The organism is Burkholderia humptydooensis (genome assembly GCF_001513745.1).
Taxonomy (GTDB): Bacteria; Pseudomonadota; Gammaproteobacteria; order Burkholderiales; family Burkholderiaceae; genus Burkholderia; species Burkholderia humptydooensis.
Genome location: NZ_CP013380.1, coordinates 581940 through 602788 on the forward strand (window position 1 = coordinate 581940; position 20849 = coordinate 602788).

The 20849-nt window shown below is 64.0% G+C and carries 19 protein-coding genes; 10 read left to right on the forward strand and 9 right to left on the reverse strand.

Annotated features, from left to right (window positions below; genetic code table 11):
- Nucleotides 1-366: 366 nt before the first annotated feature.
- From secA to AQ610_RS02705, 4 genes are all read left to right on the forward strand, one after another.
- Complete coding sequence (secA, locus tag AQ610_RS02690) at nt 367-3159, forward strand: preprotein translocase subunit SecA (RefSeq protein ID WP_006025159.1); 2793 nt, start codon at nt 367-369, stop codon at nt 3157-3159.
- A 155-nt stretch (nt 3160-3314) separates the two neighbouring features.
- Nucleotides 3315-4556, forward strand: a complete 1242-nt coding sequence (gene argJ, locus AQ610_RS02695) for a bifunctional glutamate N-acetyltransferase/amino-acid acetyltransferase ArgJ (RefSeq protein WP_009913672.1) — start codon at nt 3315-3317, stop codon at nt 4554-4556.
- 19 nt (nt 4557-4575) lie between these two features.
- On the forward strand, nt 4576-5445 hold the full coding sequence (locus AQ610_RS02700; RefSeq protein WP_006025161.1) for an ATP-binding protein: 870 nt from the start codon (nt 4576-4578) through the stop codon (nt 5443-5445).
- Nucleotides 5442-5891 carry an NUDIX domain-containing protein gene (locus AQ610_RS02705; RefSeq protein WP_006025162.1) on the forward strand — a complete coding sequence of 150 codons (450 nt, stop codon included), beginning with the start codon at nt 5442-5444 and terminating at the stop codon, nt 5889-5891. The genes AQ610_RS02700 and AQ610_RS02705 overlap by 4 nt, the downstream gene beginning before the upstream one ends.
- A gap of 63 nt (nt 5892-5954) precedes the next feature.
- Here the strand turns inward: AQ610_RS02705 and AQ610_RS02710 are convergent, their stop codons facing one another.
- The 7 genes from AQ610_RS02710 to AQ610_RS02740 all read right to left on the reverse strand — a co-directional run bounded on the left by AQ610_RS02710 (nt 5955) and on the right by AQ610_RS02740 (nt 12463).
- Nucleotides 5955-6158, reverse strand: a complete 204-nt coding sequence (locus AQ610_RS02710) for a DNA gyrase inhibitor YacG (protein ID WP_006025163.1) — start codon at nt 6156-6158, stop codon at nt 5955-5957.
- Nucleotides 6159-6188: 30 nt separating this feature from the next.
- Nucleotides 6189-6944 carry a cell division protein ZapD gene (zapD, locus tag AQ610_RS02715; protein WP_006025164.1) on the reverse strand — a complete coding sequence of 252 codons (756 nt, stop codon included), beginning with the start codon at nt 6942-6944 and terminating at the stop codon, nt 6189-6191.
- A gap of 148 nt (nt 6945-7092) precedes the next feature.
- A complete protein-coding gene (coaE, locus tag AQ610_RS02720; RefSeq protein WP_006025165.1) occupies nt 7093-7704 on the reverse strand; it encodes a dephospho-CoA kinase in 612 nt (203 codons plus the stop codon).
- Nucleotides 7705-7707: 3 nt separating this feature from the next.
- The gene (locus tag AQ610_RS02725) at nt 7708-8622 is read right to left on the reverse strand and encodes a prepilin peptidase (protein WP_006025166.1); all 915 of its coding nucleotides are present in this window, start codon (nt 8620-8622) and stop codon (nt 7708-7710) included.
- A gap of 44 nt (nt 8623-8666) precedes the next feature.
- Entirely contained in the window at nt 8667-9884 is a 1218-nt protein-coding gene (locus AQ610_RS02730) for a type II secretion system F family protein (RefSeq protein ID WP_043282256.1), read from the reverse strand.
- Nucleotides 9881-11155: a GspE/PulE family protein gene (locus AQ610_RS02735; RefSeq protein ID WP_045554819.1), complete on the reverse strand. Its 1275-nt coding sequence runs from the start codon at nt 11153-11155 to the stop codon at nt 9881-9883. The genes AQ610_RS02730 and AQ610_RS02735 overlap by 4 nt, the downstream gene beginning before the upstream one ends.
- A 99-nt stretch (nt 11156-11254) precedes the next feature.
- Nucleotides 11255-12463: an HlyC/CorC family transporter gene (locus tag AQ610_RS02740; protein WP_231748940.1), complete on the reverse strand. Its 1209-nt coding sequence runs from the start codon at nt 12461-12463 to the stop codon at nt 11255-11257.
- 623 nt (nt 12464-13086) lie between these two features.
- Between AQ610_RS02740 and AQ610_RS32460 the strand changes: the two genes are divergently transcribed.
- From AQ610_RS32460 to AQ610_RS02745, 4 genes are all read left to right on the forward strand, one after another.
- Nucleotides 13087-13335, forward strand: a complete 249-nt coding sequence (locus AQ610_RS32460) for a hypothetical protein (RefSeq protein ID WP_080594947.1) — start codon at nt 13087-13089, stop codon at nt 13333-13335.
- The gene (locus AQ610_RS35745; protein WP_144411913.1) at nt 13328-13531 is read left to right on the forward strand and encodes a hypothetical protein; all 204 of its coding nucleotides are present in this window, start codon (nt 13328-13330) and stop codon (nt 13529-13531) included. Before AQ610_RS32460 ends, AQ610_RS35745 begins: the two co-directional genes overlap by 8 nt.
- Nucleotides 13532-14149: 618 nt before the next feature.
- Nucleotides 14150-14806, forward strand: a complete 657-nt coding sequence (locus tag AQ610_RS35750; RefSeq protein WP_144411914.1) for a hypothetical protein — start codon at nt 14150-14152, stop codon at nt 14804-14806.
- Nucleotides 14807-15060: 254 nt separating this feature from the next.
- The gene (locus AQ610_RS02745) at nt 15061-15648 is read left to right on the forward strand and encodes a recombinase family protein (protein WP_006025170.1); all 588 of its coding nucleotides are present in this window, start codon (nt 15061-15063) and stop codon (nt 15646-15648) included.
- 10 nt (nt 15649-15658) lie between these two features.
- Here the strand turns inward: AQ610_RS02745 and AQ610_RS02750 are convergent, their stop codons facing one another.
- The gene (locus tag AQ610_RS02750; RefSeq protein ID WP_038774581.1) at nt 15659-16048 is read right to left on the reverse strand and encodes a hypothetical protein; all 390 of its coding nucleotides are present in this window, start codon (nt 16046-16048) and stop codon (nt 15659-15661) included.
- 861 nt (nt 16049-16909) lie between these two features.
- Nucleotides 16910-18436, reverse strand: a complete 1527-nt coding sequence (locus AQ610_RS36720) for a site-specific integrase (RefSeq protein ID WP_006025171.1) — start codon at nt 18434-18436, stop codon at nt 16910-16912.
- A 395-nt stretch (nt 18437-18831) separates the two neighbouring features.
- Between AQ610_RS36720 and AQ610_RS38315 the strand changes: the two genes are divergently transcribed.
- Both AQ610_RS38315 and AQ610_RS02765 read left to right on the forward strand, forming a co-directional pair.
- The gene (locus AQ610_RS38315) at nt 18832-19161 is read left to right on the forward strand and encodes a helix-turn-helix transcriptional regulator (protein WP_080594948.1); all 330 of its coding nucleotides are present in this window, start codon (nt 18832-18834) and stop codon (nt 19159-19161) included.
- A 271-nt stretch (nt 19162-19432) separates the two neighbouring features.
- A complete protein-coding gene (locus AQ610_RS02765; protein ID WP_043282257.1) occupies nt 19433-20797 on the forward strand; it encodes a DNA cytosine methyltransferase in 1365 nt (454 codons plus the stop codon).
- Nucleotides 20798-20849 lie beyond the last annotated feature (52 nt).

The following is a 20849-nucleotide window of genomic DNA, read 5'->3' on the forward strand; positions in this document are numbered from 1 at the left end:
TTGTACCGCGATGTCGTTTGGCGGCCGCGGGTATCGTTTGTCGGCTGCGGCCCGTCTTCCGACCCCGAACACCGACGCCAGGCGCGGGATCACCGGCGTGAGCCCGTCGCCCGCGCCGCCTTTCGATGCGCCGCGCTGTCGAGCGCCCGAGAATCGCGCTCCGCCGCCCGTTCGCCGGTGAACTTCGGCTGCTTGCCCGGCCCGGCCGCGCCCCACGGCGGCTGCCGCCGCCGACACCGGCGCGCCTTGGTGCGCGTGCTAAAATTCAACGTTTGAATTCACTTCTACGCTAAGCCGCCGAGGCTCGGCGCGCCGGGGAGGGCGTTCACCGCTCCGGGGCCGTTGCACCGACGCACACCCGATCCGATGACAACCGGTTTTCTTCAGAAAATTTTTGGCAGCCGCAATCAGCGGCTCGTCAAGCAATACCAAAAGGCCGTCGCGACGATCAACGCGCTCGAAACGCAGATCGAAAAGCTGACGGACGACCAGTTGCGCGGCAAGACAGGGGAGTTCCGTCAGCGCATCGCGGCGGGCGAGTCGCTCGACAAGCTCCTGCCCGAAGCGTTCGCCGTGTGCCGCGAGGCGAGCCGCCGCGTGCTGAAGATGCGCCACTTCGACGTGCAGATGATCGGCGGGATGGTGCTGCATTACGGCAAGATCGCCGAAATGCGCACGGGCGAGGGCAAGACGCTCGTCGCGACGCTCGCCGCGTATCTGAACGCGCTCGCCGGCCGCGGCGTGCACGTCGTGACGGTCAACGATTACCTCGCGCAGCGCGACGCCGAGTGGATGGGCCGCCTCTACAACTTCCTCGGGCTTTCCGTCGGCGTCAACCTGTCGGGGATGGAGCACGACCAGAAGCAGGCAGCGTACGCGGCCGACATCACGTACGGCACGAACAACGAATTCGGTTTCGACTACCTGCGCGACAACATGGTCTACGAGACCGATTCGCGCGTGCAGCGGCCGCTCAACTTCGCGGTCGTCGACGAAGTCGACTCGATCCTGATCGACGAGGCGCGCACGCCGCTCATCATCTCGGGCCAGGCGGAGGACCACACCGAGCTGTACGTGCGGATGAACGCGCTGCCGCCGCTCCTCGAGCGCCAGATCGGCGAGGAGAAGGCGGACGGCACGGGCGTCGAGAAGCCGGGCGACTACACGCTCGACGAGAAGGGCCGCCAGGTGTTCCTGACCGAGTCGGGCCACGAGAAGGCCGAGCGGTTGCTCTCCGAATGGGGCTTGATCGGCGACGGCGAGAGCCTCTACGCGCCGCAGAACATCACGCTGATGCACCACGTGTACGCGGCGTTGCGCGCTCACACGCTGTTCCATCGCGATCAGCACTACGTCGTGCAGAACGGCGAAGTGATCATCGTCGACGAATTCACGGGCCGCCTGATGCCGGGCCGCCGCTGGTCCGACGGCCTGCACCAGGCGGTCGAGGCGAAGGAGCACGTGAAGATCCAGAGCGAGAACCAGACGCTCGCGTCGATCACGTTCCAGAACTACTTCCGGATGTACGCGAAGCTCGCGGGCATGACGGGCACGGCGGATACCGAGGCATACGAATTCAACGAGATCTACGGCCTCGAGACGGTCGTGATCCCGACCAACCGGCCGCCGAAGCGGATCGACAAGCAGGATCAGATCTACAAGACCGCGAAGGAGCGCTACGACGCGGTGATCCGCGACATCCGCGAGTGCCATGAGCGCGGCCAGCCCGTGCTCGTCGGCACGACGTCGATCGAGAACTCGGAGCTGCTGTCGCATCTGCTCAAGCAGGCGGGCCTGCCGCACGAGGTGCTGAACGCGAAGCAGCACGCGCGCGAAGCGGCGATCGTCGCCGAGGCCGGCCGGCCGAAGCGCGTCACGATCGCGACGAACATGGCGGGCCGCGGCACCGACATCGTGCTCGGCGGCAACGTCGAGAAGCAGGCGGCGTTCATCGAGGCCGACGAGTCGATTCCGGCCGACGAGCAGGCGCGCCGCATCCAGACGCTGCACGACGAATGGGAAACGCTGCACGAGCAGGTGAAGGCCGCGGGCGGCCTGCACATCATCGGCACCGAGCGTCACGAGTCGCGCCGGATCGACAATCAGTTGCGCGGCCGCGCGGGCCGTCAGGGCGATCCGGGCTCGTCGCGCTTCTACCTGTCGCTCGAGGACCCGCTGCTGCGCATCTTCGCGGGCGACCGCGTGCGCGCGATCATGGATCGCCTGAAGATGCCGGAAGGCGAGGCGATCGAAGCGGGCATCGTCACGCGTTCGATCGAATCGGCGCAGCGCAAGGTCGAGGCGCGCAACTTCGACATCCGCAAGCAACTGCTCGAATACGACGACGTGTCGAACGATCAGCGCAAGGTGATCTACCAGCAGCGCAACGAACTGCTCGAAGCGCACGACATCGCTGAAACGATCGGCGCGATGCGTCACGGCGTGATCTCGGAAGTGGTCCGCCAGTTCGTGCCGGCGGGCAGCATCGAGGAGCAGTGGGATTTGCCCGAGCTCGAAGAGACGCTGCGCAACGACTGGCAGCTCGACCTCGCGATCCAGGAAATGGTGAACGAGTCGTCGTCGATCAACGCGGACGAGATTCTCGACGCCGTCACGACGGCCGCCGACGAGCACTACGAGGCGAAGGTCGCGCTGGTCGGCCGCGAATCGTTCAGCGCGTTCGAGCGCTCGATCATGCTGCAGACGCTCGACCGCCTGTGGCGCGAGCACCTCGCGGCGCTCGATCATCTGCGTCAGGGCATCCACCTGCGCGGCTATGCGCAGAAGAACCCGAAGCAGGAATACAAGCGCGAGGCGTTCGAACTGTTCGCGGCGATGCTCGACGCGGTGAAGCAGGAAGTCACGCGGATCGTGATGAACGTGCAGATCCAGTCGCCCGAGCAGCTCGAGGAGGCGGCCGAGCAGATCGAGGAGCAGGGCGGCCAGCTCGGCAACGTCGAGTTCCAGCACGCCGATTTCGCGGCCGCCGCCGCGGCGACGGCGGGTGGCGCGGTGGTCGCGGACGCGACGGCCGAGATGGTCGGCCACGCGATGAGCCACAGCGGCCCAGGGGGCGAAGTGCCGCGGGTCGGCCGCAACGATCCGTGCCCGTGCGGCAGCGGCAAGAAGTACAAGCACTGTCACGGCAAGCTGAGCTGACGTGATCGAAGGCGGCGCGCGATGAGCGCGCCGCGTCGTCTGTGCGCAAGATTTTTTGAGGTGTGATGCGCGGCGGCGCGCGAGCGGCCGCCGGTTCTTCAATCCAATCGATGCCGGCTCGAACGCCGGCATTTTCCTTCGGGCAGGTGCTTCAGATGGCTGTCAATTTTCCCTCGATCGATCCCGCGCAATTGCATCCCGTCGCCGGCGTGACGCTCGGCTGGGCGGAGGCGAACATTCGCAAGCCGAACCGAAAGGACGTGCTCGTCGTCTCCGTCGACGAAGGCGCGACCGTGTCGGGCGTGTTCACCGAGAACCGCTTCTGCGCGGCGCCCGTGACGGTCTGCCGCGAGCATCTGGCGAAGGTGCGCGCGGGCGGCGCCGGCATTCGCGCGCTCGTCGTCAACACGGGCAACGCGAACGCGGGCACGGGCGAGCCGGGCCTCGCGCATGCGCGCGAGACGTGCGCGGAGCTCGCGCGCCTCGCGGGCATCGCCCCCGAGCAGGTGCTGCCGTTCTCGACGGGCGTGATCCTCGAGCCGCTGCCGATCGACCGCCTGAAGGCCGGCCTGCCCGCCGCGCTCGCGAACCGCGCGGCCGCGAACTGGCACGACGCCGCGCAGGCGATCATGACGACCGACACGCTGGCGAAGGCGGCGTCGCGCCAGGTGACGATCGACGGCCACACGATCACGCTGACTGGCATCAGCAAGGGCGCCGGGATGATCAAGCCGAACATGGCGACGATGCTCGGCTTCCTCGCGTTCGACGCGAAGGTCGCGCAGCCCGTGCTCGACGCGCTCGTGAAGGAAGTGGCCGACCGTTCGTTCAACTGCATCACGATCGACGGCGATACGTCGACGAACGACTCGTTCATCCTGATCGCGTCCGGCCGCGCGAGCCTGCCCGAGATCGCGTCGGCCGATTCGCCCGCGTATGCGGCGTTGCGCGACGCGGTGACGGCCGTCGCGCAGACGCTTGCGCAACTGATCGTGCGCGACGGCGAAGGCGCGACGAAATTCATCACGGTGACGGTCGAAGGCGGCGCGAGCACTGCGGAGTGCCGCCAGATCGCGTATGCGATCGGCCATTCGCCGCTCGTGAAGACGGCGTTCTACGCGTCGGACCCGAATCTCGGCCGGATTCTCGCGGCGATCGGCTACGCGGGCGTCGCGGACCTCGACGTCGGCAAGATCGACCTGTATCTCGACGACGTGCTCGTCGCGAAGGCGGGCGGCCGCAATCCCGCGTATCTCGAGGAGGACGGCCAGCGCGTGATGAAGCAAAGCGAGATCGCGGTTCGCGTGCTGCTCGGCCGCGGCGATGCGCAAGCGACGATCTGGACTTGCGATTTGTCGCACGATTACGTCAGCATCAACGCCGACTATCGTTCGTAAGCGGCCGGGGCGCGACATCATGGATCCACTCGAGCAGTTCCTCACCCGCGCCGAAGCGTTGCTTGGGCGCCTCGAAGCGATTCTCCCGCCGGCTGCGGCGGCGGTCGACTGGGCTGCCGCGTCCGCGTTCCGCTGGCGCAAGCGCCAGGGGCGCGGCTATCTGCAGCCCGTCGCCGCGCGTTCGACGATCCAGCTCGACGATTTGCAGAACATCGATCGCCAGAAAGTGCTGATCGAGCAGAACACGCGCCAGTTCGTGAACGGCAAGCCTGCGAACAACGTGCTGCTGACGGGCGCGCGCGGCACCGGCAAGTCGTCGCTGATCAAGGCGTGCCTGAACGCGTACGCGGCCGACGGCCTGCGGCTCATCGAAGTCGACAAGGACGATCTGCACGACCTGGGCGACATCGTCGAGCTGATCTCGGCGCGCCCCGAGCGTTTCATCGTGTTCTGCGACGATCTGTCGTTCGAAGAAGGCGAATCGGGTTACAAGGCGCTGAAGGTCGCGCTCGACGGGTCGGTCGCCGCGCAGTCCGACAACGTGCTGATCTACGCGACGTCGAACCGCCGCCATCTGCTGCCCGAGTACATGAGCGACAACGAGACGTACAAGCATCTGCCGGACGGCGAGATCCACCCGGGCGAGGTCGTCGAGGAGAAAATCTCGCTGTCGGAGCGCTTCGGCCTCTGGGTCAGCTTCTATCCGTTCAAGCAGGACGACTATCTGGCGATCGTCGGCCACTGGCTCAGGCATTTCGGCTGCGACGACGCCGAAGTCGAAGCGGCGCGCGGCGACGCGCTCGTCTGGGCGCTCGAGCGCGGCTCGCGCTCCGGCCGGGTCGCATGGCAGTTCGCGCGCGATCGCGCGGGCCGCAAGGAGAACGTATGAGTATCGAAGTCACGAACGCGACGGCGCCCGCCGGCGCGGGCCGCAAGGTGACCGAGGTGGCGGTCGGCGTGCTGGTGCAGCCGGACGGCCGCTACCTGCTCGCGCAGCGGCTGCCCGGCAAGCCTTACGAGGGATACTGGGAATTCCCGGGCGGTAAGCTCGAGGCTGGCGAGAGCGTCGAGGAGGCGCTTGCCCGGGAACTGCACGAGGAACTGGGCATCTTCGTGACCGAATGCCATCGCTGGCATACGCTCGAGCACGATTATCCGCACGCGTATGTTCGTCTGTACTTCTGCAAGGTGACGGGCTGGACGGGCGAGCCGCACAGCCGCGAAGGGCAGGCGTTCGTCTGGCGGCATTTGCCCGTCGACGTCGCGCCGCTGCTGCCCGCCGCGCTGCCGGTGCTCGATTTGCTCGCGCGCGAGCAAGGCGCCGCGCCGCAATAAACGTGCGCGGAGCCTTCGCTCCCCGGCCGCATTCGGCCGGGGCGCCCACCGCGACGGGCGGGGTCAGCCGCGGTCGCCGCCTTCCCGATTGCCGGCGTCGTCGTCGGACGGCGCTTCGTCGTCGGTTCCGCCGATCCGGTATTTCTCGGCCGCCCAAGCACCGAGATCGAGCTGTTTGCAGCGGGCGGAGCAGAATGGGCGAAAACGGTTTTCGGGCGTCCAGCGCACTTCCTTGCCGCAGGACGGGCATTTCACGACAGTAGCCATACGGATCATCGATGCGGCGCAAGGCCGCCGTTACAGATTGCAGAGCGTGAGCTGGAACGGCACGTCGATGTCGACCGCGCGCGGCCGCACGTCGCCGTCCTGCGCGGTGAAGCGCACCCACAGCATATATTTGTTCGCACTCGCTTCGGGAATCACGCGCAGCTCGTGCGGCACGCGCACCTGCATCAACTGGTACGTGCGCCCGGACAGCATCTGCTGATAGCTGCCCTGCATCGCCATCACCTTCGATGCTTGCCCGGATTCGCGCGCGAGGCGCAGCACGATCATCGCCGCGTCGCGCAGCGGCAGGAGCGGCATCGCCCACTTCGCGATGTCCTGGCGGCGCTGCCCGGCAGGCCACTGCTGCCACGCGTAGTACGACGGGAGATCGAATTTGCAGGTGCCGCCGGGAATGACCGCGCGGCTACGGATGCTCGCGAGCCACTCGTTGTCGATCAGATGCTGGCCGGTCTTGCCCTGCATTTGCGCGAGGTTCGCGAGCGTCTGCTCGATTTCGCCGAGCACTGCTTCGAGCGCGTTCTGCTCGATGCCGGGATTGCCGCGAAACGGCGCGAGCGTCTGGCGCTGGCGTTCGAGTTCCTTCATCAGATCCGATTTCAGATCTGCGCGGCCCGCGACTTCGGCGATTTCGAACAGCGTCGTCAGCGCGACATGATGCTCTCTCGCGTCCTCTTGAGCCACGAAGAACGTAAAGCGTTCGAACAAATCTTCGAGACGCAACAGCGTGCGGATTCGCTCGTTGAACGGATACTCGTAAAGAATCAAGCGCGCTCGCCTCTCGCGTTGGGGGTGACCAAAATTGCAGGGACATTCTAATGCCCACCGTCTACCCTAGCAATCGCGCCATTTTTCAGGGGGCGCGACACGCTGCGCGGTTTCGTGCGCCGGACGCAACATGCGTGCCGCAAGCGCGTCAATTTTGCGCGGCGGCCGCATATTCGAGATAGCGTTGGTGCAGTGCGGCGACTTCGGCCGCGAGCTTGCCGACGGACGCATGGTCGTTGACGATCACGTCGTCCGCGGCGGCGAGACGCGCGTCGCGCGACGCCTGTCGCGCGACGATCGCTTCCACCTGCTCGCGGGCGAAGCCGTTGCGGGACATCACGCGCGCGATTTGCGTCTCGACGTCGCAATCGACGACGAGCACTCGGTCGACTCGCGTCTTCCACGTTCCCGACTCGACCAGCAACGGCACGACAAAGACGACGTACGCGCCTTGCGCCGCGCCCGCCTCGCGCTCGGTTTCTTCGCGGATCAGCGGATGCGTGATCGCTTCGAGCCGCTTGCGCGCGGATTCGTCGCTGAAGATCAGCGCGCGCATCTTCTCGCGATCGAGCGAACCGTCGGCCGCGACGAATTCCGCGCCGAATTCGCGCGTGATGAACGGCATCGCGAGGCCCTGCGGCGCGGTGATGCGGTGCGCGATCAGATCGGCATCGACGATCGTCACGCCGAGCTCGCCGAACAGATTGGCAACGGTCGTCTTGCCGCTGCCGATTCCACCCGTCAATCCCACCGAAAACATGGTTCAGCCTCCGAGCAGCAGGTAGAACGGCGTGCCGAAAAAGAGGGTCGCGGCGCCTCCCGCCGCAAGGAACGGGCCGAACGGCAGCGGCTCCTCGAAGCGCATGCGGCCACGCCAGGTTGCGACGAGACCGACTGCGGCGCCGGCGACCGCGGCGATCAGCACGACTTGCGGCAAGGCTTCCCAGCCGAGCCATGCGCCGAGCGCGGCGAGGAGCTTCAGGTCGCCATAGCCGATACCTTCGATGCCGCGCAGCAATTTGAAGAGCCACAGAATGCACCAGAGAAACAGATAGCCAGCGATTGCGCCGACCACCGCGGCGCGAAGGCTCGCAAACGTGTCCCACAGATTGACGCACAGTCCCGCCCACAGGAGCGGCAGCGTCAGCGAATCGGGGAGGAAGCCGGTTTGCATGTCGATCGCGCTCATCGCAAGGAGTGCCGCGCACAGGCCGAACGCGGCGAGCGCGGCGCCGCTCGGCCCGAAGAGCGCGAGCGCGCCGGCGGCGAGCGCGCCGCTCGCGAGCTCGATGAGCGGATAGCGCGCGCCGATCGGCGCATGGCAGCGCCGGCAGCGGCCGCGCAACGCGATATAGCTGAGGACCGGCACGTTCTCCCACGCGCTCAGCACATGGCCGCAATGCGGGCACGCGCTGCGCGGCACGCAGAGGTCGTAGCGCGCCGGCAAGCCGTCGTCGACGGACGGCTCGCCCGTCGCTTCGGCGATTTCGGCGAGCCACGCGCGCTTCATCATGATCGGCAGCCGATGGACGACGACGTTGATGAAGCTGCCGACGACGAGACCGAGCACGATTGCGAACGCAAGCTGCATGCCCGTGGGGAGCGCCGCGAACGCGGCGAGCGGCCCGGCTGCTGCCGCGTGTTCGGGAGGGCCGGTAAAGAACGGATTGGGCGTCATCGAGGCGGTTGGCATCGCGAATGGAGTCGGATTCGGCTGCGATGCTACACCACGTTGCCGAGCTGGACGATCGGCAAGTACATCGCGACGACGAGTGCGCCGATCAGCGCGCCCAGCACGACGATCACGACGGGTTCGCACAGGTTCGCAAGCACGCCGATTTGTTCGTCGATGCGGCGGTCGCAGAGCGTCGCGACGTCGATGAGCATCGTGTCCAGCGTGCCCGATTCCTCGGCGACGGCGATTGGCTGGACGAGGTCGTCGGGAAAGCAGCCTTCGGCGCGCATCGCGCGGGCGAGCCGTTCGCCGTGCTGCAGACGTGCGGCGATGCCGGCCGTCGCGAGATCGAAACGTGGGTTGCCGGTCGCGTTCGACAGTGCGGCGAACGCGTCGGTGAGCGGCGTGCCGGCGGCGAGCAGCGTGCCGAGCGCGCGGCTCCATCGGGCGGCGGCGAGCGTCTGCGCAAGCGGTCCGACGAGCGGCGCGCGCAGCAGCGCCTGCGCAAGCGCAACGCGTGCAGTTGCGGAACGGCGCGCCGCGTGGCGAACGGCAACGCCGGCGAGCAGCGTGGCCGCGGCGGCAGGCGCGCTCCAGCGCGTCACGCTGGCCGACAGCGCCAGAATGAAACGGGTCGGCGCAGGCAGCGTGGCGCCGAAACCCGCGAAGATCTGTTCGAACGTCGGCACGACCCAGATCAGCAACGCCGCGGTGATCGCGAGCGCGAACAGCAGCACGGCGACCGGGTAAGCGAGCGCCCCTCTGACGCGTGCATATTGCGCGGCTGCGCGCTCGCGATCGTCTGCGAGCCGTGCGAGCACGGCAGCGAGCGCTCCCGCGGTCTCGCCGACCGCGACCAGTTGGCAGAAAAACGAGTCGAACTGGCGCGGATAGCGGCGCAGTGCGGCGGAGAACTGCTGTCCTGCGACGATCTCGCGCGCGAGGCCCGCCGCAATGCGAGGCATTTCGCTTCGCCGCGTCGCTTGCGCGAGCAACTCGAGCGACGGCGCGAGCGCGAGCCCCGCGTGCAAGAGCCCCGCGAGCTGCCGTGCGAAACGCGTGACCTCGCTCGCCCGCGCGGTGGGCTGCGGCGCTGTGCCGCGCGCTTCGAGGTGCAGCACAGTGATGCCCGTGCGCTTGAGCGCCGCGCGCGCGGCGGACGGATTGACGGCGACCAGCATGCCGCGGCGTCGCGCGCCGTCGATCGTCACGCCCACCCAACGGTATCGGGCTTCGGTCGGCATGGCCGGGCTACGCGTGTTCATGTCGCCTCCGTTGCGCCGAGCGCTTCGCTCCAGCTCGTCGTGCCGTCGCGAACGCGGGCGAGCGCCGCATCGCGCAGGCTCGTCATGCCTTCGGCGCGCGCTTGTTGCGCGAGTTCGGCGCTGCTCGCGCGCGCGACGATCAGATTGCGCAACTCGACGGACAGCGGCATCACCTGATGGATGCCGATGCGCCCCCGATAACCGATTCCATGGCACGCGGCGCATCCCTTCGCGGCATACGGGCGCCAGCCGGCGTCGATCGGCGCGGCGTCGAATCCCGCGGCGCGCAGTACAGCGGGCGATGCGTCCGACGGCGCGCGGCAAGCGGGACACAGGCGCCGCACGAGACGCTGCGCCGTCACGAGCCGCAGTGCGGCGGCGAGGTTGTACGGCGCGACGCCGATGTCGAGCAGGCGAGCCACCGCAGCGGGCGCGTCGTTCGTGTGCAGCGTCGACAGCACGAGGTGCCCCGTCTGCGCGGCCTTCAGCGCGACGTCGGCGGTCTGCGCATCGCGTATCTCGCCGACCATGATGACGTCGGGGTCCTGGCGCAGGAACGCGCGCAGCGCGACCGCGAAGGTCAGGCCCGCCTTCTCGCGCACGCCGACCTGATTGATCCCGTCGAGCTCGATCTCGGCCGGATCCTCGACCGTGCAGACGTTGCGCGACACGTCGTTCAGCATCTGCAGGAAGCAATACAGCGACAGCGTTTTGCCGCTGCCCGTCGGTCCCGTGACAAGGACGAGGCCGTGCGGCGCGCCGATCGCCGCTTCGACGCCGCGCGCCTGAGCCGCGTCGAAGCCGAGCGCGGCGAGCGACAGATCGGCGGGCAGCGTCTCCAGACGCCGCAGCACGAGCTTCTCGCCATGCAGCGTCGGCAGCGAGCTGACGCGGTAATCGCCCGCGCGCCCCGGCGCGAGCGCGAGCCGCAGCCGGCCGTCCTGCGGCACGCGGCGTTCGGCGATGTCCATCCGCGCGAGCACCTTGATTCGCGTCACGCATGCGTCGCGCAAATGAGCCGGCGGCCGCGCGAATTCGTGCAGCACGCCGTCGATCCGCAGGCGCACGCGCCAGCCGGATTCGCGGGGCTCGACATGGATGTCGGACGCGTCGCGCTCGTGCGCTGCGCGCAGCATGTCGGCGACGATGCCGACCGCGGGCGCGTCGTCGGCGAGCTCGGGATTGCGTGGCCGGGGTGGCGCGATCGCCGCGGCGCCGGGGGCCGCCTGCCGCATGGAAGGAAAAGAAGGGTTGGAGGGCGTTGCGGACATCGGAACCGGCCTCGCGGCCGCCTGCTCGACACGATGAAACGATCATCGCGCGTCGAGCGGGCGGCCGACAGTCGGCCGATCGGCCAACCGCGCCGCGCGTCACGCGCCGGGCGCACGCCCTCCGCGCGGCGTGCGCGGCTTGAACAGCTTGACCGTGCGCACGCCCTGATCTTCGGTGCGCATCACTTCGATCATCACGTCGCCGATTTTCAGGCAGACATCGTCCTCGGGAATTTCCTCGAGCTCTTCGAGGATCAGGCCGTTGAGCGTCTTGGGCCCATTGGTCGGCAGGCCGAGGTGCAGCCAGCGGTTCAATTCGCGCAGCGGCATGCTGGCCGCGACGATGCATTCGCCGTTCGCGTCCCAGCCGCTTTTCGAGTTTTCGCTGCGCGGCATGGTCGTCGTGAATTCGCCGATCAGCTCCTCGATGATGTCTTCCGGCGTGACGAGCCCCTGCAGCTCGCCGTATTCGTTGACGACGAGCGCCGTGCGGTGTCGGCTTTCCTGGAAGTATTGCAACTGCTGGAACACCGGCGTGCCGGACGGCACGTAGTACGGCTCCGCGAGCAGCGCGCGCAGCGTCTCGCGATCGAAATCCTGGTTGTGGAGCGCGGCGAGCGTCTTGCGCACGTGCAGCACGCCGAGCACGCGGTCGATGTCGCCCTCGTAGACGACGAGCCGATTGTGGTAGCAGGTCTCGAGCTGGTGCAGCACGTCGTCGAGCGGTGCAAGGATGTTGAGCGCCTCGATCTGGCGGCGCGGAATCATCACGTCGTCGACGGTGATGTTCTCGAGATCGAACAGGTTGAGCAGGATGCTGCGGTGCTTGGTCGGCATGAAGCTGCCCGATTCGAGCACGAGCGAGCGCAGCTCCTCGGTCGACAGCCGCTGGTCGCGGCCGGCCTTCGTGTTGATCCGCAACGCGGCGAGGATCGATCCCGCGAGCGTGTTGACGAACCACACGACGGGCATCATCACGCGCATCAGCGGCGCGATCACGACGCTCGCTGGCAACGCGATCCGCTCCGGGAACGTCGCGCCGACGATCTTCGGTGTGATCTCCGCGAACACGATGATGAGGAAGGCGACGATGCCGGTCGCGATCGACAGCACGAAGTTGTCGTGGCCGAACGTGCGCAGCGCGATCGACGTCGTCAGCACCGGGATGATCGTGTTGAACAGGTTGTTGCCGATCAGGATCACGCTCAGCAATTGATCGGTCCGCGCGAGGAGGCGCTGGGTCGTTTTTGCGCCGAGCGCGCCGCGGCCCGCGAGATGTTTGAGCCGATGGCGGTTGAGCGCCATCATCGCGGTTTCAGAAATGGAGAAGAAGCTGGAGCAGAGGAGAAGCAGAAAGACGGCGCTGATTTGCGCCCATAAGGGAATTTGGTCCACGCGTCGCAGAGTCGGTGAATGACAGGAATGAAAAAGACTATAGCAGAGGGGCGCGGCCGGTTCGTGTACGGCGCCGCATTGCCCGTGCGGCGGGGCGGCACCGTTGCCGCGCAAAAAAAAACCGCGCATTGCGTGCGCGGTTTTTTACAAATCTGGTCGGGGTGAGAGGATTCGAACCTAGTTCACCCAATCAAATCAATAGGTTACAATTGAGCGCGTAGCCGCTGGAACATGAGAGTGTAGCAGATTCCCACTCAATTTGACCATACCCCAAAATTTGGCTACTGTTGAGGCCGTCACGGAGACACCGTGGCCGGGTTTGGCGACCCGATTATTAGGAGGCGGACGAGCCGCCGCATGTGCGGCTTTTTCGTCTGCATGCCTTTGCGCGCCTATGCGATCAATGGGTGGGCCTTGGCAGGGAGACCTTCGGGTCTGCCGGTTGCCTCCTATGCCGGTTCGCCAACCCTGCCTTGTGCCCGCCCGCCCATTTGGCGATGGGAGAGCGGGGCTTACGTTTTCATAGGAGGCCCGACATGCATCAACCCCCCGCTTGTTCAGAACTCTCGGAACCTACCCTAGTCGATATCGCGCTCGTCGGTGTCGATAACCTGTCCGCTTTATCGAAGTTGCTCTCAGCCAAGGATGGCGTAGCGTTATTTTCCGGTTCGGATTTGGACGAGCAAAAAGCGATCTGCGACCTTTACGGCGTTACGCTCACCGCAGTTCGCAGCGCGCTTCATGAACTCAGAGCGAAGAATTGCCCGGAGGTGCTGCATGGCTGAAAAATTTAGACGCACATGGCAACCAGCGCCGCAGTCTCGCATTATTCGTATCTTGGGTCAGGTGGCGGCTTTGACTGATTTTATGCATGGCGACGGGAGCGAAGCATTTGCAATGTTGAGCGACAAGACGAAAGACGAATTGCGCGCATTGTTTAACGTGCTCAATACGGATTTACGGCATGCCATAAGTCCGTGATAGCGCTGCACCGCCGTGGAATTGATTGGCTATCGGTGGCGGGATAACTGATTTACCCATATTTGGGCTACGCGCGTACACGCGTGCGCGCGCACAACGGCCTCGGTTTTCGCGCGCAATCGGCAAGAATTATTGCAGTTTGCGTTTTGAACCGACGAACCGGTCGGTGTCGGGGATCGAAGGTCGCGCAATTCAAACACCCCCACTGGGGCTGGGCGTGGCGCGTGTACCTTTGTCGCGCGCGTATAGCGCTGTGGTAGGGGCTGGGTGTCGGGTTAGGGGGCGTGTACCCGTGAATCACGAGCGGTACAGGCGTGCTTAAATTGGTTGTGCGCGCAACGAGGTTAATGAATGGATGAACGCAAGGTAGTTGCCGGTAGTAACAGTGGTGGCCACGCCAAGCACCGCGATCTGACGGGCCGGGGCGAGTAAGGCGATGCGATCGGCAGGCAAAAGGCTACGGGCTGAAGAGTGGCTGCAATGGCATCGAGAGGACGGGGCGGCGCGGCGATGCCGACCGAGCCACCAGCAACGGTTGTAATGGGCGCTGTGAATCGGCTGGCAAAGAGCGCGGTACAGCAGTGGTTACGGAACCCGCACGATGGGCTATGGGGCTGCATGATCGCGATAGACAGCCTACAGCAGCAATGGTCCGTACAGAAGCGCATGGCGGATAAGGTGTCGTGGCGGAAACACTTTGCCGGGAAGACGCCGCCCGAGAAAGCCGAATGGCCGAAGGGTGCGAACGCACGGAATCACACATATTGGAAATGGATGGAATGGCGGGCGAATGAGCATAAACGGTTGGCTGAAATGGCCGTACAGGACGCCATGCGCCAGCAAGCCGACCGAACCCAAAGAGCCGCCGAAGCCGCTGACACCCACCCGTGGGCGCGCCGCGAGGATATTCGGGCTGCATGGCGCGTGCAGGAATACCGCTGGAGAGAGGCGGCGGTATGGCGGAGCATCGTGTATGCGTGCTGGCGGGACACGCGGCCTGGCATAGCGGCATGGCCGGTTTGGATGCGGCCACAGACGGGTGGGAAGAAGGGCAAGCCGCGCGCATTGCCAAGGGTCGATGAGCCGCGCGACAGCAATCATTCGCAAGGGCGTAACCAGAGGCTGCGGCAGGTCTTCGCGGGATTGCCGACGCGCCCCGATCAAATGACGGCGATACAGGTTATGACGCTGGCAACAGGGAGTGCACCAGATTGGATGATACCCCGGCAAGTGAACCCGCCGAAGCGCCCCGGACGGCCGCGAAAAGCGACGTAAAAAGTCTGCGGAAAGTTGGGCGAATACGAACCGCCGTAATCTACGGGAAGCGCCGTCCCACGTCGAAAATAATTCGCCGTGAGTCGTATTACGTGCTCATTCGGAATGCCGGGCGGAAACAGTGTTCGAATCGGATCAATAGGGTATACCTGACTGAGCCAAACGTGAGTCATTGAAAATATGGCTCAATAGGATTGACCGTGTGTGAGCCAGTAGCTACCATTGAGCTATCAATTTAATTGAGCTAGCGAGCCATGCGGAAACTCTACTACGGGCGCATTTCCACCACGGACGGACAATCAGCAGTCAGCCAGTACGCCGACGCGAAAGCGCACGGGGTCAAGGAAAAAGACGTGTTCGTTGACGAAGGCGTGAGCGGGTATCACGTCGCGCCGGATCAACGCCAGCAATGGCAACGCGTAGAACACGACTTGCGGCACGGCGGCGTGCTGATTGTCCGCTGGCTCGACCGGATCAGCCGCCGATACGACGAATTGCACCGCACGATGCGCCGCTTGATGGATATGGGCGTTCGCGTCGAATGCACGTTGAACGGCATGGTATTCGATGGCGGCGCGACGGACCCGATTGAGAAAGCCACGCGAGACGCTGTACTGGCATTCATGGCCGCGCAGGGCGAAGCAGACTACAAGAACCGGGTGGAGATGCAGCGGCGAGGCGTAGCGATTGCCAAGGCCGAAGGGAAGTACACCGGACGCCAGCGCGCCGCCGACTACGCCGAGATTAAGGGCTGGCGGGCCGAGAACGGCGCAACCATCGCGGCAACGGCGGAGCGCTTCGGCGTGAGTACGGCTACGGTCAAGCGGGCCTGTGCGGCGTGAGGGCACGCATTTATAGCGGCGTCTCTTGCAGGGTGTCGCACAACACGACAGCCTCGGCACCGGCGGATTGCTCCATCACGAACAGCAGACACTTTCCTGATGCAATGTCAGCGTGAACCGCTTGAATTTTCTCGGCACTAGCTTGCGCCCGGTAGTCGTGCTGGCTGCTCGCCCAATTTACGTAGGTTGCAACCTCATCCAACGTGAATTGGTATTTCGGGGAAACCAGAAGCCGCGCCACAACGTTTTGACGGGTGAAGTCGTTAATGCGCACCGCCCGGACGCCGGATAGCAGCAATTTCGACATTTTTCCGTCTGCACACTCGAAGCTCAACGAAAGGGCGGAAGCGGAACGCGAATATTCGCAACCGATGAATTCAGCGTCGTGGTAATTTTTCATAGCGGCAGTCGGTTGTTAGTTCTCAGGGCAGCGGAGAGAAACTCACGCCGGGACCACGAACCGGGAATCCCCCGCCCACGTCATCCCAATTGTGCGCATGAGGTATCCCCTGCCCGTGGTCGTGATCGAAATCAAAGTCTACGACGGGTAGGCCGTTATTTCCGAATAAACGCATTTGCCCCGAGCCGGGATTCGTATACCACGACCCCGCCGGCCCCGTGTTAGGCGTGCCCGCCAAAATAAAACTCCCGTCGTTTGGCACGTCGGCAGCAAGTTCGAACGGAGCGGCCTCACCAAGAAGCGACGACGCACCTCCGATATCATTACCGGCCAAGCTACTACCAGCACCAGCGACAACGCTTTCCAGATAGCTTATCAGTTCGTCCGCCGTCACATCGCTGGGCGTCGCCCAACTCGGGAGCGGCTTGTCTACTGGCAACGCGGCCACTCCCGGCACGCTGGCGAGCCTGTTAGCCCGTGGAAATGGCGGGGTTGAGGGCGAACCTCCGGCAGAACCACCACGGGCCACGGGTTGATCGATGGACACCGATACCCGCCCGTCCTCTATGGCGGACCTAAGCGCAGCGACTGGATCGCTATGGAACGCACCAATCCCCAGTTTCCGAAGGTATCCCGCTGCACCTGTCGTCAGCCCCGAATACTTCGGCCAGTGCAGCATCAATTCCGAGACGGCGCTACGTTGACCGACCGATGGGCGCATTCCGGTTGAGTTTCCCGCACTGGTCAGCGTAGCGCGCTTCCCAGAACCCATGTCGATAGTCACTGAAGCCATTCGGCGCGCTCCGCAGAAAGCGGACGGCAGTGTGCCTGCCGCCCATCAATTACCGTCTGACGAATTTATCAGAGTGTTTGCGGATCGGCTACCGGAAGGCTTGGTGGCGGCGCGGGGAGGGTTAGGCCGGGGACACGGATACGGCCCATAGCCTCTACGAGCGGGCGGAGCGGGTAAAATTCAGCGCCATATCCACCCGACGCATCGCCATCGTTGTGACCTTGCAATGCGTCCGCGACCTCTTTCGGCACGCCGGAGTCGCGGCACATGTCCTTGAAGCCGTGCCGGAACGAATGGTAGACCATACGCGAATCGGTGATCTTGCAGACCCCGCGCAGATATTTACCGAACCACTTTGACCATTGCGCGGACTCCTCCCCGTGCTTGTTGGCGACGAGTGCTGAGAAAATGCGAGGCTTTCCGCGCTGGGCGTGCACATACTCTACGAACCCGCGCTCAAGTAGTTCCGGGTGGATGGGAATGCGTCGCACGCTGCCCGCGTTTTTGACGGTCTGGCCATCCCCGGCATCCGTGATGCGCAGCACGGCGGAAGATTTCACGCTGCTGTTTGAGGTGTGGTAACTCTCGGTGTAAATGTCGTCGGGGCGCAATTGGGCCAGTTCCTCTAGCCGTGCGCCTGTGAACAAGCCAAGTAGCGGCAACCAATACGCTGCCTCTCCCGCGCCGCCAACCGGGCGCAAATTCCGTGTGTAGACGGGACTGGAAAAGATCGCGGTGAGGGCGGGTACATCGAACGAGATGCGGGTTTTGCCTCTCACAGTGCCTTTGACCTGAACACGGACGCGATGGGCGGCGTTCTCCGAGACCAGTAGATTATCTTTTGCGTAGTTCAGCAGCGTCCCGAGCAGTTCTAGTTGCTTGTTTGTGTTGACAGGTGTTTGACCGGTTTCGAGAAGCTTGTCCTTAAAGGCGATGACATGTGCGCGTGTGATCCCCGCGACCGGGACGCGCCCCACATGTGAGTAGAACCGCTCTACGATCAATTCCGCCTTGCGTACCGTTCGAGACTCGGGCTTGCGCTCCCCGGCCCATTTCTCAACGAGCGCGGCAAGATGACCCGATGACGCGCCGCCGCGTGTTTCTGAGGATGCTATCTGCGGAGGTACGGAGGCTGTCAGCGCGGAAGGTGTACCGGACGCGCGGGCGATCAAGACCCCGTGTGCGAATGTGCGGGCGTGCTTGAGGCGCTGCTTGTGGTAGGCGTCGTCGGCATCTTTGGGCCACAGCACGGCCACTTGCTCGCCGTCGCAGTCGCAGATGACGTAAGAGCCGGGGCGGCGCGGGTCAACTTTTGCGGTGCGGCCAGTCGGTACACTCTCGGACGTAACGGGATCAAGAATGAGTTCCCGCAGTTCGACGGTTTGCGGCACATCTCCGGTCGGCTGTCGAAGTGCGGCAAATTCTTGATCGAGCCGGTAACTTTCCTCCCGGACGCGCTCGCGCGCTTTGGCGGGTTCGGACGTGCCAAGAGCTTTGACTATCTCTTTGCGGCCGCGATAGTGCGAGATTAGATCAAGTGGAATTTTGCGGCGGATGTAATACCGGGTGCCGCGCTTGAGGAGATGATTTGTCATAGCTTACGGAACAGTAGGTGTATGTTACACCGGCTGCTACCGCTCCGTAAGCCATTGATCTTGCTGATTTTTCCAACCAATCAACAAGTTAGATTGGTCGGGGTGAGAGGATTCGAACCTCCGGCCTCTACGTCCCGAACGCGATTTCCCCGCCTGATACGATGCTCCGGATTGCGGTCGATGCATTATAAATCAATGGCTTGCGCTTGGGTTCGCTCCATTTCGCGCACCTGCGCGCAGTGGCGATATGGGGGGAGTTGCCACTGATTTGCCACTGACCTCGTCGGCCGTAGCGAGTATATGGGTGCGGCTGGTCGTCGATTTCGCGAAATAGTTCGGGCCATGCCCGGCAGGCGGTTCTATACGGCCGAACCTCAACCTCGGTGCGTACTGCCATGACCTCTCATCACGAATCTTTCACACCTCTTACGAAGCAGGCGGTTGCCGACGTCTTGGGCATTTCTGTCCGGTCCGTGGAGAACTGGATAAACGACGGCACCTTGCCGGCGCCGGTGAAGCTGGGCAACCGTGTTTACTGGCACCCCGACGTCTTTTTCGGGTGGCTGTCGCGGCGGTTGCTCGAGCCTGTCGCGGAATGGACAGGAGAGAGGGTCGCACCAGCCCATAGGCCTCCGAAGCCAGTCACAAAACTGCCCGAATCAGTTGCGGCGGGCCTGCGAGCTAGTACGGACAAGAAATTGGCGCGTTTGCAGGGCGAGTGTTGACACGCTGCGTGGCGTGTACGGCGACGGCGGGCTGGGTTAAACCTTCCCGTTTTCCCCGCCGATAACTGGTCAGAAAGACTCCCCCGCCGCCCTCCCGAGGGGTGTACAAGAGACATGTATGGATATACAGTGGTGGTGGCGCGCCCGCTCGCATCCTGCGGGGGTTGGTGAAGTGCGTGCCGTAGATGGCATAATGGCGAGCGCCCCGCGCCTGCGCGCGAAGCGATGGGCCATATCCAATGAAAACTAATCTCGACGCTTTGTGGCGCAAATGAAGTCTTTCCGTTTCGTCGACTTGTTCGCGGGGCTCGGCGGCTTTCACCTGGCGCTCCAGCGCCTAGGCGGAACCTGTGTCTACGCTGCTGAATGGCAGGAGCACCTTCGCGACCTGTATGAGGTCAATTTCGGGCTGAGGCCGGAAGGTGACATTACGCTGATATCACCAAAGGACGTCCCAAGTCATGATGTGCTGACTGCGGGTTTTCCGTGCCAGCCGTTTTCAAAAGCAGGTGACCAACTCGGCTTCGAATGCACGAAGCAAGGTAATCTGTTTTTCAATGTCGAGGCCATCTTGAAAGAGAAAATGCCTCGATTTTTTATTCTTGAGAATGTCCCGAATCTGCTTAAGCACGATGGTGGGCGGACATGGGAAAAGATTCAGGAAAAACTCGGCCTCGGCCCGGATGGATTGGGCTATCACATCAGAGCCGAGAAATTGTCGCCACACAACTTTGGCATACCGCAGATTCGAGAACGGGTCTACATCGTGGGCTCGACAGAACCGCTAACCAGCTTTCAGTGGCCGGAAATGATTGACGCTACGACGTCTATCGAGACCATTCTGGACAAAAATCCAGACGACGCGAGACAGCTTTCCGCGCAGGTCAAGGAGTGCCTGGAGGTTTGGAATGACTTCCTGGCCCGTAGTCCACTGACAGTCGAATTGCCATCGTTTCCGCTGTGGTCGATGGAATGGGGAGCAACGTACCCCTTCGAAGAATCAACGCCGTATGCCGCTCTGACCGAAAAGGGAAAGCGCGGTCTGTTCGATATGCGCGGGTCACATGGCGTTCGACTGGGGGACTGGGAGTCCGTGGATGACCGCTGGGCAGCATTGCCCAGCCATGCTCGCACGGAGCAGTATGAGTTTCCTAAGTGGAAGCGCGACTTCATCCGGCAAAATCGAAAGTTTTATGCCGATAACAAGAAGTGGATTGACCCTTGGCTTCCGAAGATTCTCAAATTCCCTTCCAGCCTGCAAAAGCTTGAGTGGAACGTGAAGGGCGGCGAGCGAAACATCTGGGCGTACGTGCTGCAATTCAGAGCGTCGGGCGTGCGCGTGAAGCGCCGGACCACAGCCCCCAGCCTGATTGCAATGACCGATACGCAGGTGCCGATTATTGGCTGGGAGCGGCGATACATGACGCCCCGGGAATGTGCACGACTGCAAAGCCTGGAGGGGCTGGAGCAGTTACCGCCCACTCCTACCAAAGCCTTCCATGCATTGGGGAACGCTGTAAATTCTAGGGTGGTCGAGTTTGTCGCAGCGGCGCTGTTGAACGGCACCCGGCGGTCGAATCTGCCAACCGCGCGTGGTAGCCGGGCTGACCGCCACCCAGCGGAGACACCGGCGTGACAGGAGAGAGCTATGAGCACGTAACTAAGGTCGGCATTCGGCCGAAGGTATC

Bases quoted from the DNA above. Each gene is read 5' to 3' on its own strand.
- secA (WP_006025159.1), top strand. From the start codon at position 367: ATGACAACCGGTTTTCTTCAGAAAATTTTTGGCAGCCGCAATCAGCGG.
- argJ (WP_009913672.1), top strand. From the start codon at position 3,315: ATGGCTGTCAATTTTCCCTCGATCGATCCCGCGCAATTGCATCCCGTC.
- AQ610_RS02700 (WP_006025161.1), top strand. From the start codon at position 4,576: ATGGATCCACTCGAGCAGTTCCTCACCCGCGCCGAAGCGTTGCTTGGG.
- AQ610_RS02705 (WP_006025162.1), top strand. From the start codon at position 5,442: ATGAGTATCGAAGTCACGAACGCGACGGCGCCCGCCGGCGCGGGCCGC.
- AQ610_RS02710 (WP_006025163.1), bottom strand. From the start codon at position 6,158: ATGGCTACTGTCGTGAAATGCCCGTCCTGCGGCAAGGAAGTGCGCTGG.
- coaE (WP_006025165.1), bottom strand. From the start codon at position 7,704: ATGTTTTCGGTGGGATTGACGGGTGGAATCGGCAGCGGCAAGACGACC.
- AQ610_RS02725 (WP_006025166.1), bottom strand. From the start codon at position 8,622: ATGACGCCCAATCCGTTCTTTACCGGCCCTCCCGAACACGCGGCAGCA.
- AQ610_RS02730 (WP_043282256.1), bottom strand. From the start codon at position 9,884: ATGAACACGCGTAGCCCGGCCATGCCGACCGAAGCCCGATACCGTTGG.
- AQ610_RS02735 (WP_045554819.1), bottom strand. From the start codon at position 11,155: ATGTCCGCAACGCCCTCCAACCCTTCTTTTCCTTCCATGCGGCAGGCG.
- AQ610_RS02740 (WP_231748940.1), bottom strand. From the start codon at position 12,463: ATGATGGCGCTCAACCGCCATCGGCTCAAACATCTCGCGGGCCGCGGC.
- AQ610_RS32460 (WP_080594947.1), top strand. From the start codon at position 13,087: ATGCATCAACCCCCCGCTTGTTCAGAACTCTCGGAACCTACCCTAGTC.
- AQ610_RS35745 (WP_144411913.1), top strand. From the start codon at position 13,328: ATGGCTGAAAAATTTAGACGCACATGGCAACCAGCGCCGCAGTCTCGC.
- AQ610_RS35750 (WP_144411914.1), top strand. From the start codon at position 14,150: ATGATCGCGATAGACAGCCTACAGCAGCAATGGTCCGTACAGAAGCGC.
- AQ610_RS02745 (WP_006025170.1), top strand. From the start codon at position 15,061: ATGCGGAAACTCTACTACGGGCGCATTTCCACCACGGACGGACAATCA.
- AQ610_RS02750 (WP_038774581.1), bottom strand. From the start codon at position 16,048: ATGAAAAATTACCACGACGCTGAATTCATCGGTTGCGAATATTCGCGT.
- AQ610_RS36720 (WP_006025171.1), bottom strand. From the start codon at position 18,436: ATGACAAATCATCTCCTCAAGCGCGGCACCCGGTATTACATCCGCCGC.
- AQ610_RS38315 (WP_080594948.1), top strand. From the start codon at position 18,832: ATGACCTCTCATCACGAATCTTTCACACCTCTTACGAAGCAGGCGGTT.
- AQ610_RS02765 (WP_043282257.1), top strand. From the start codon at position 19,433: ATGAAGTCTTTCCGTTTCGTCGACTTGTTCGCGGGGCTCGGCGGCTTT.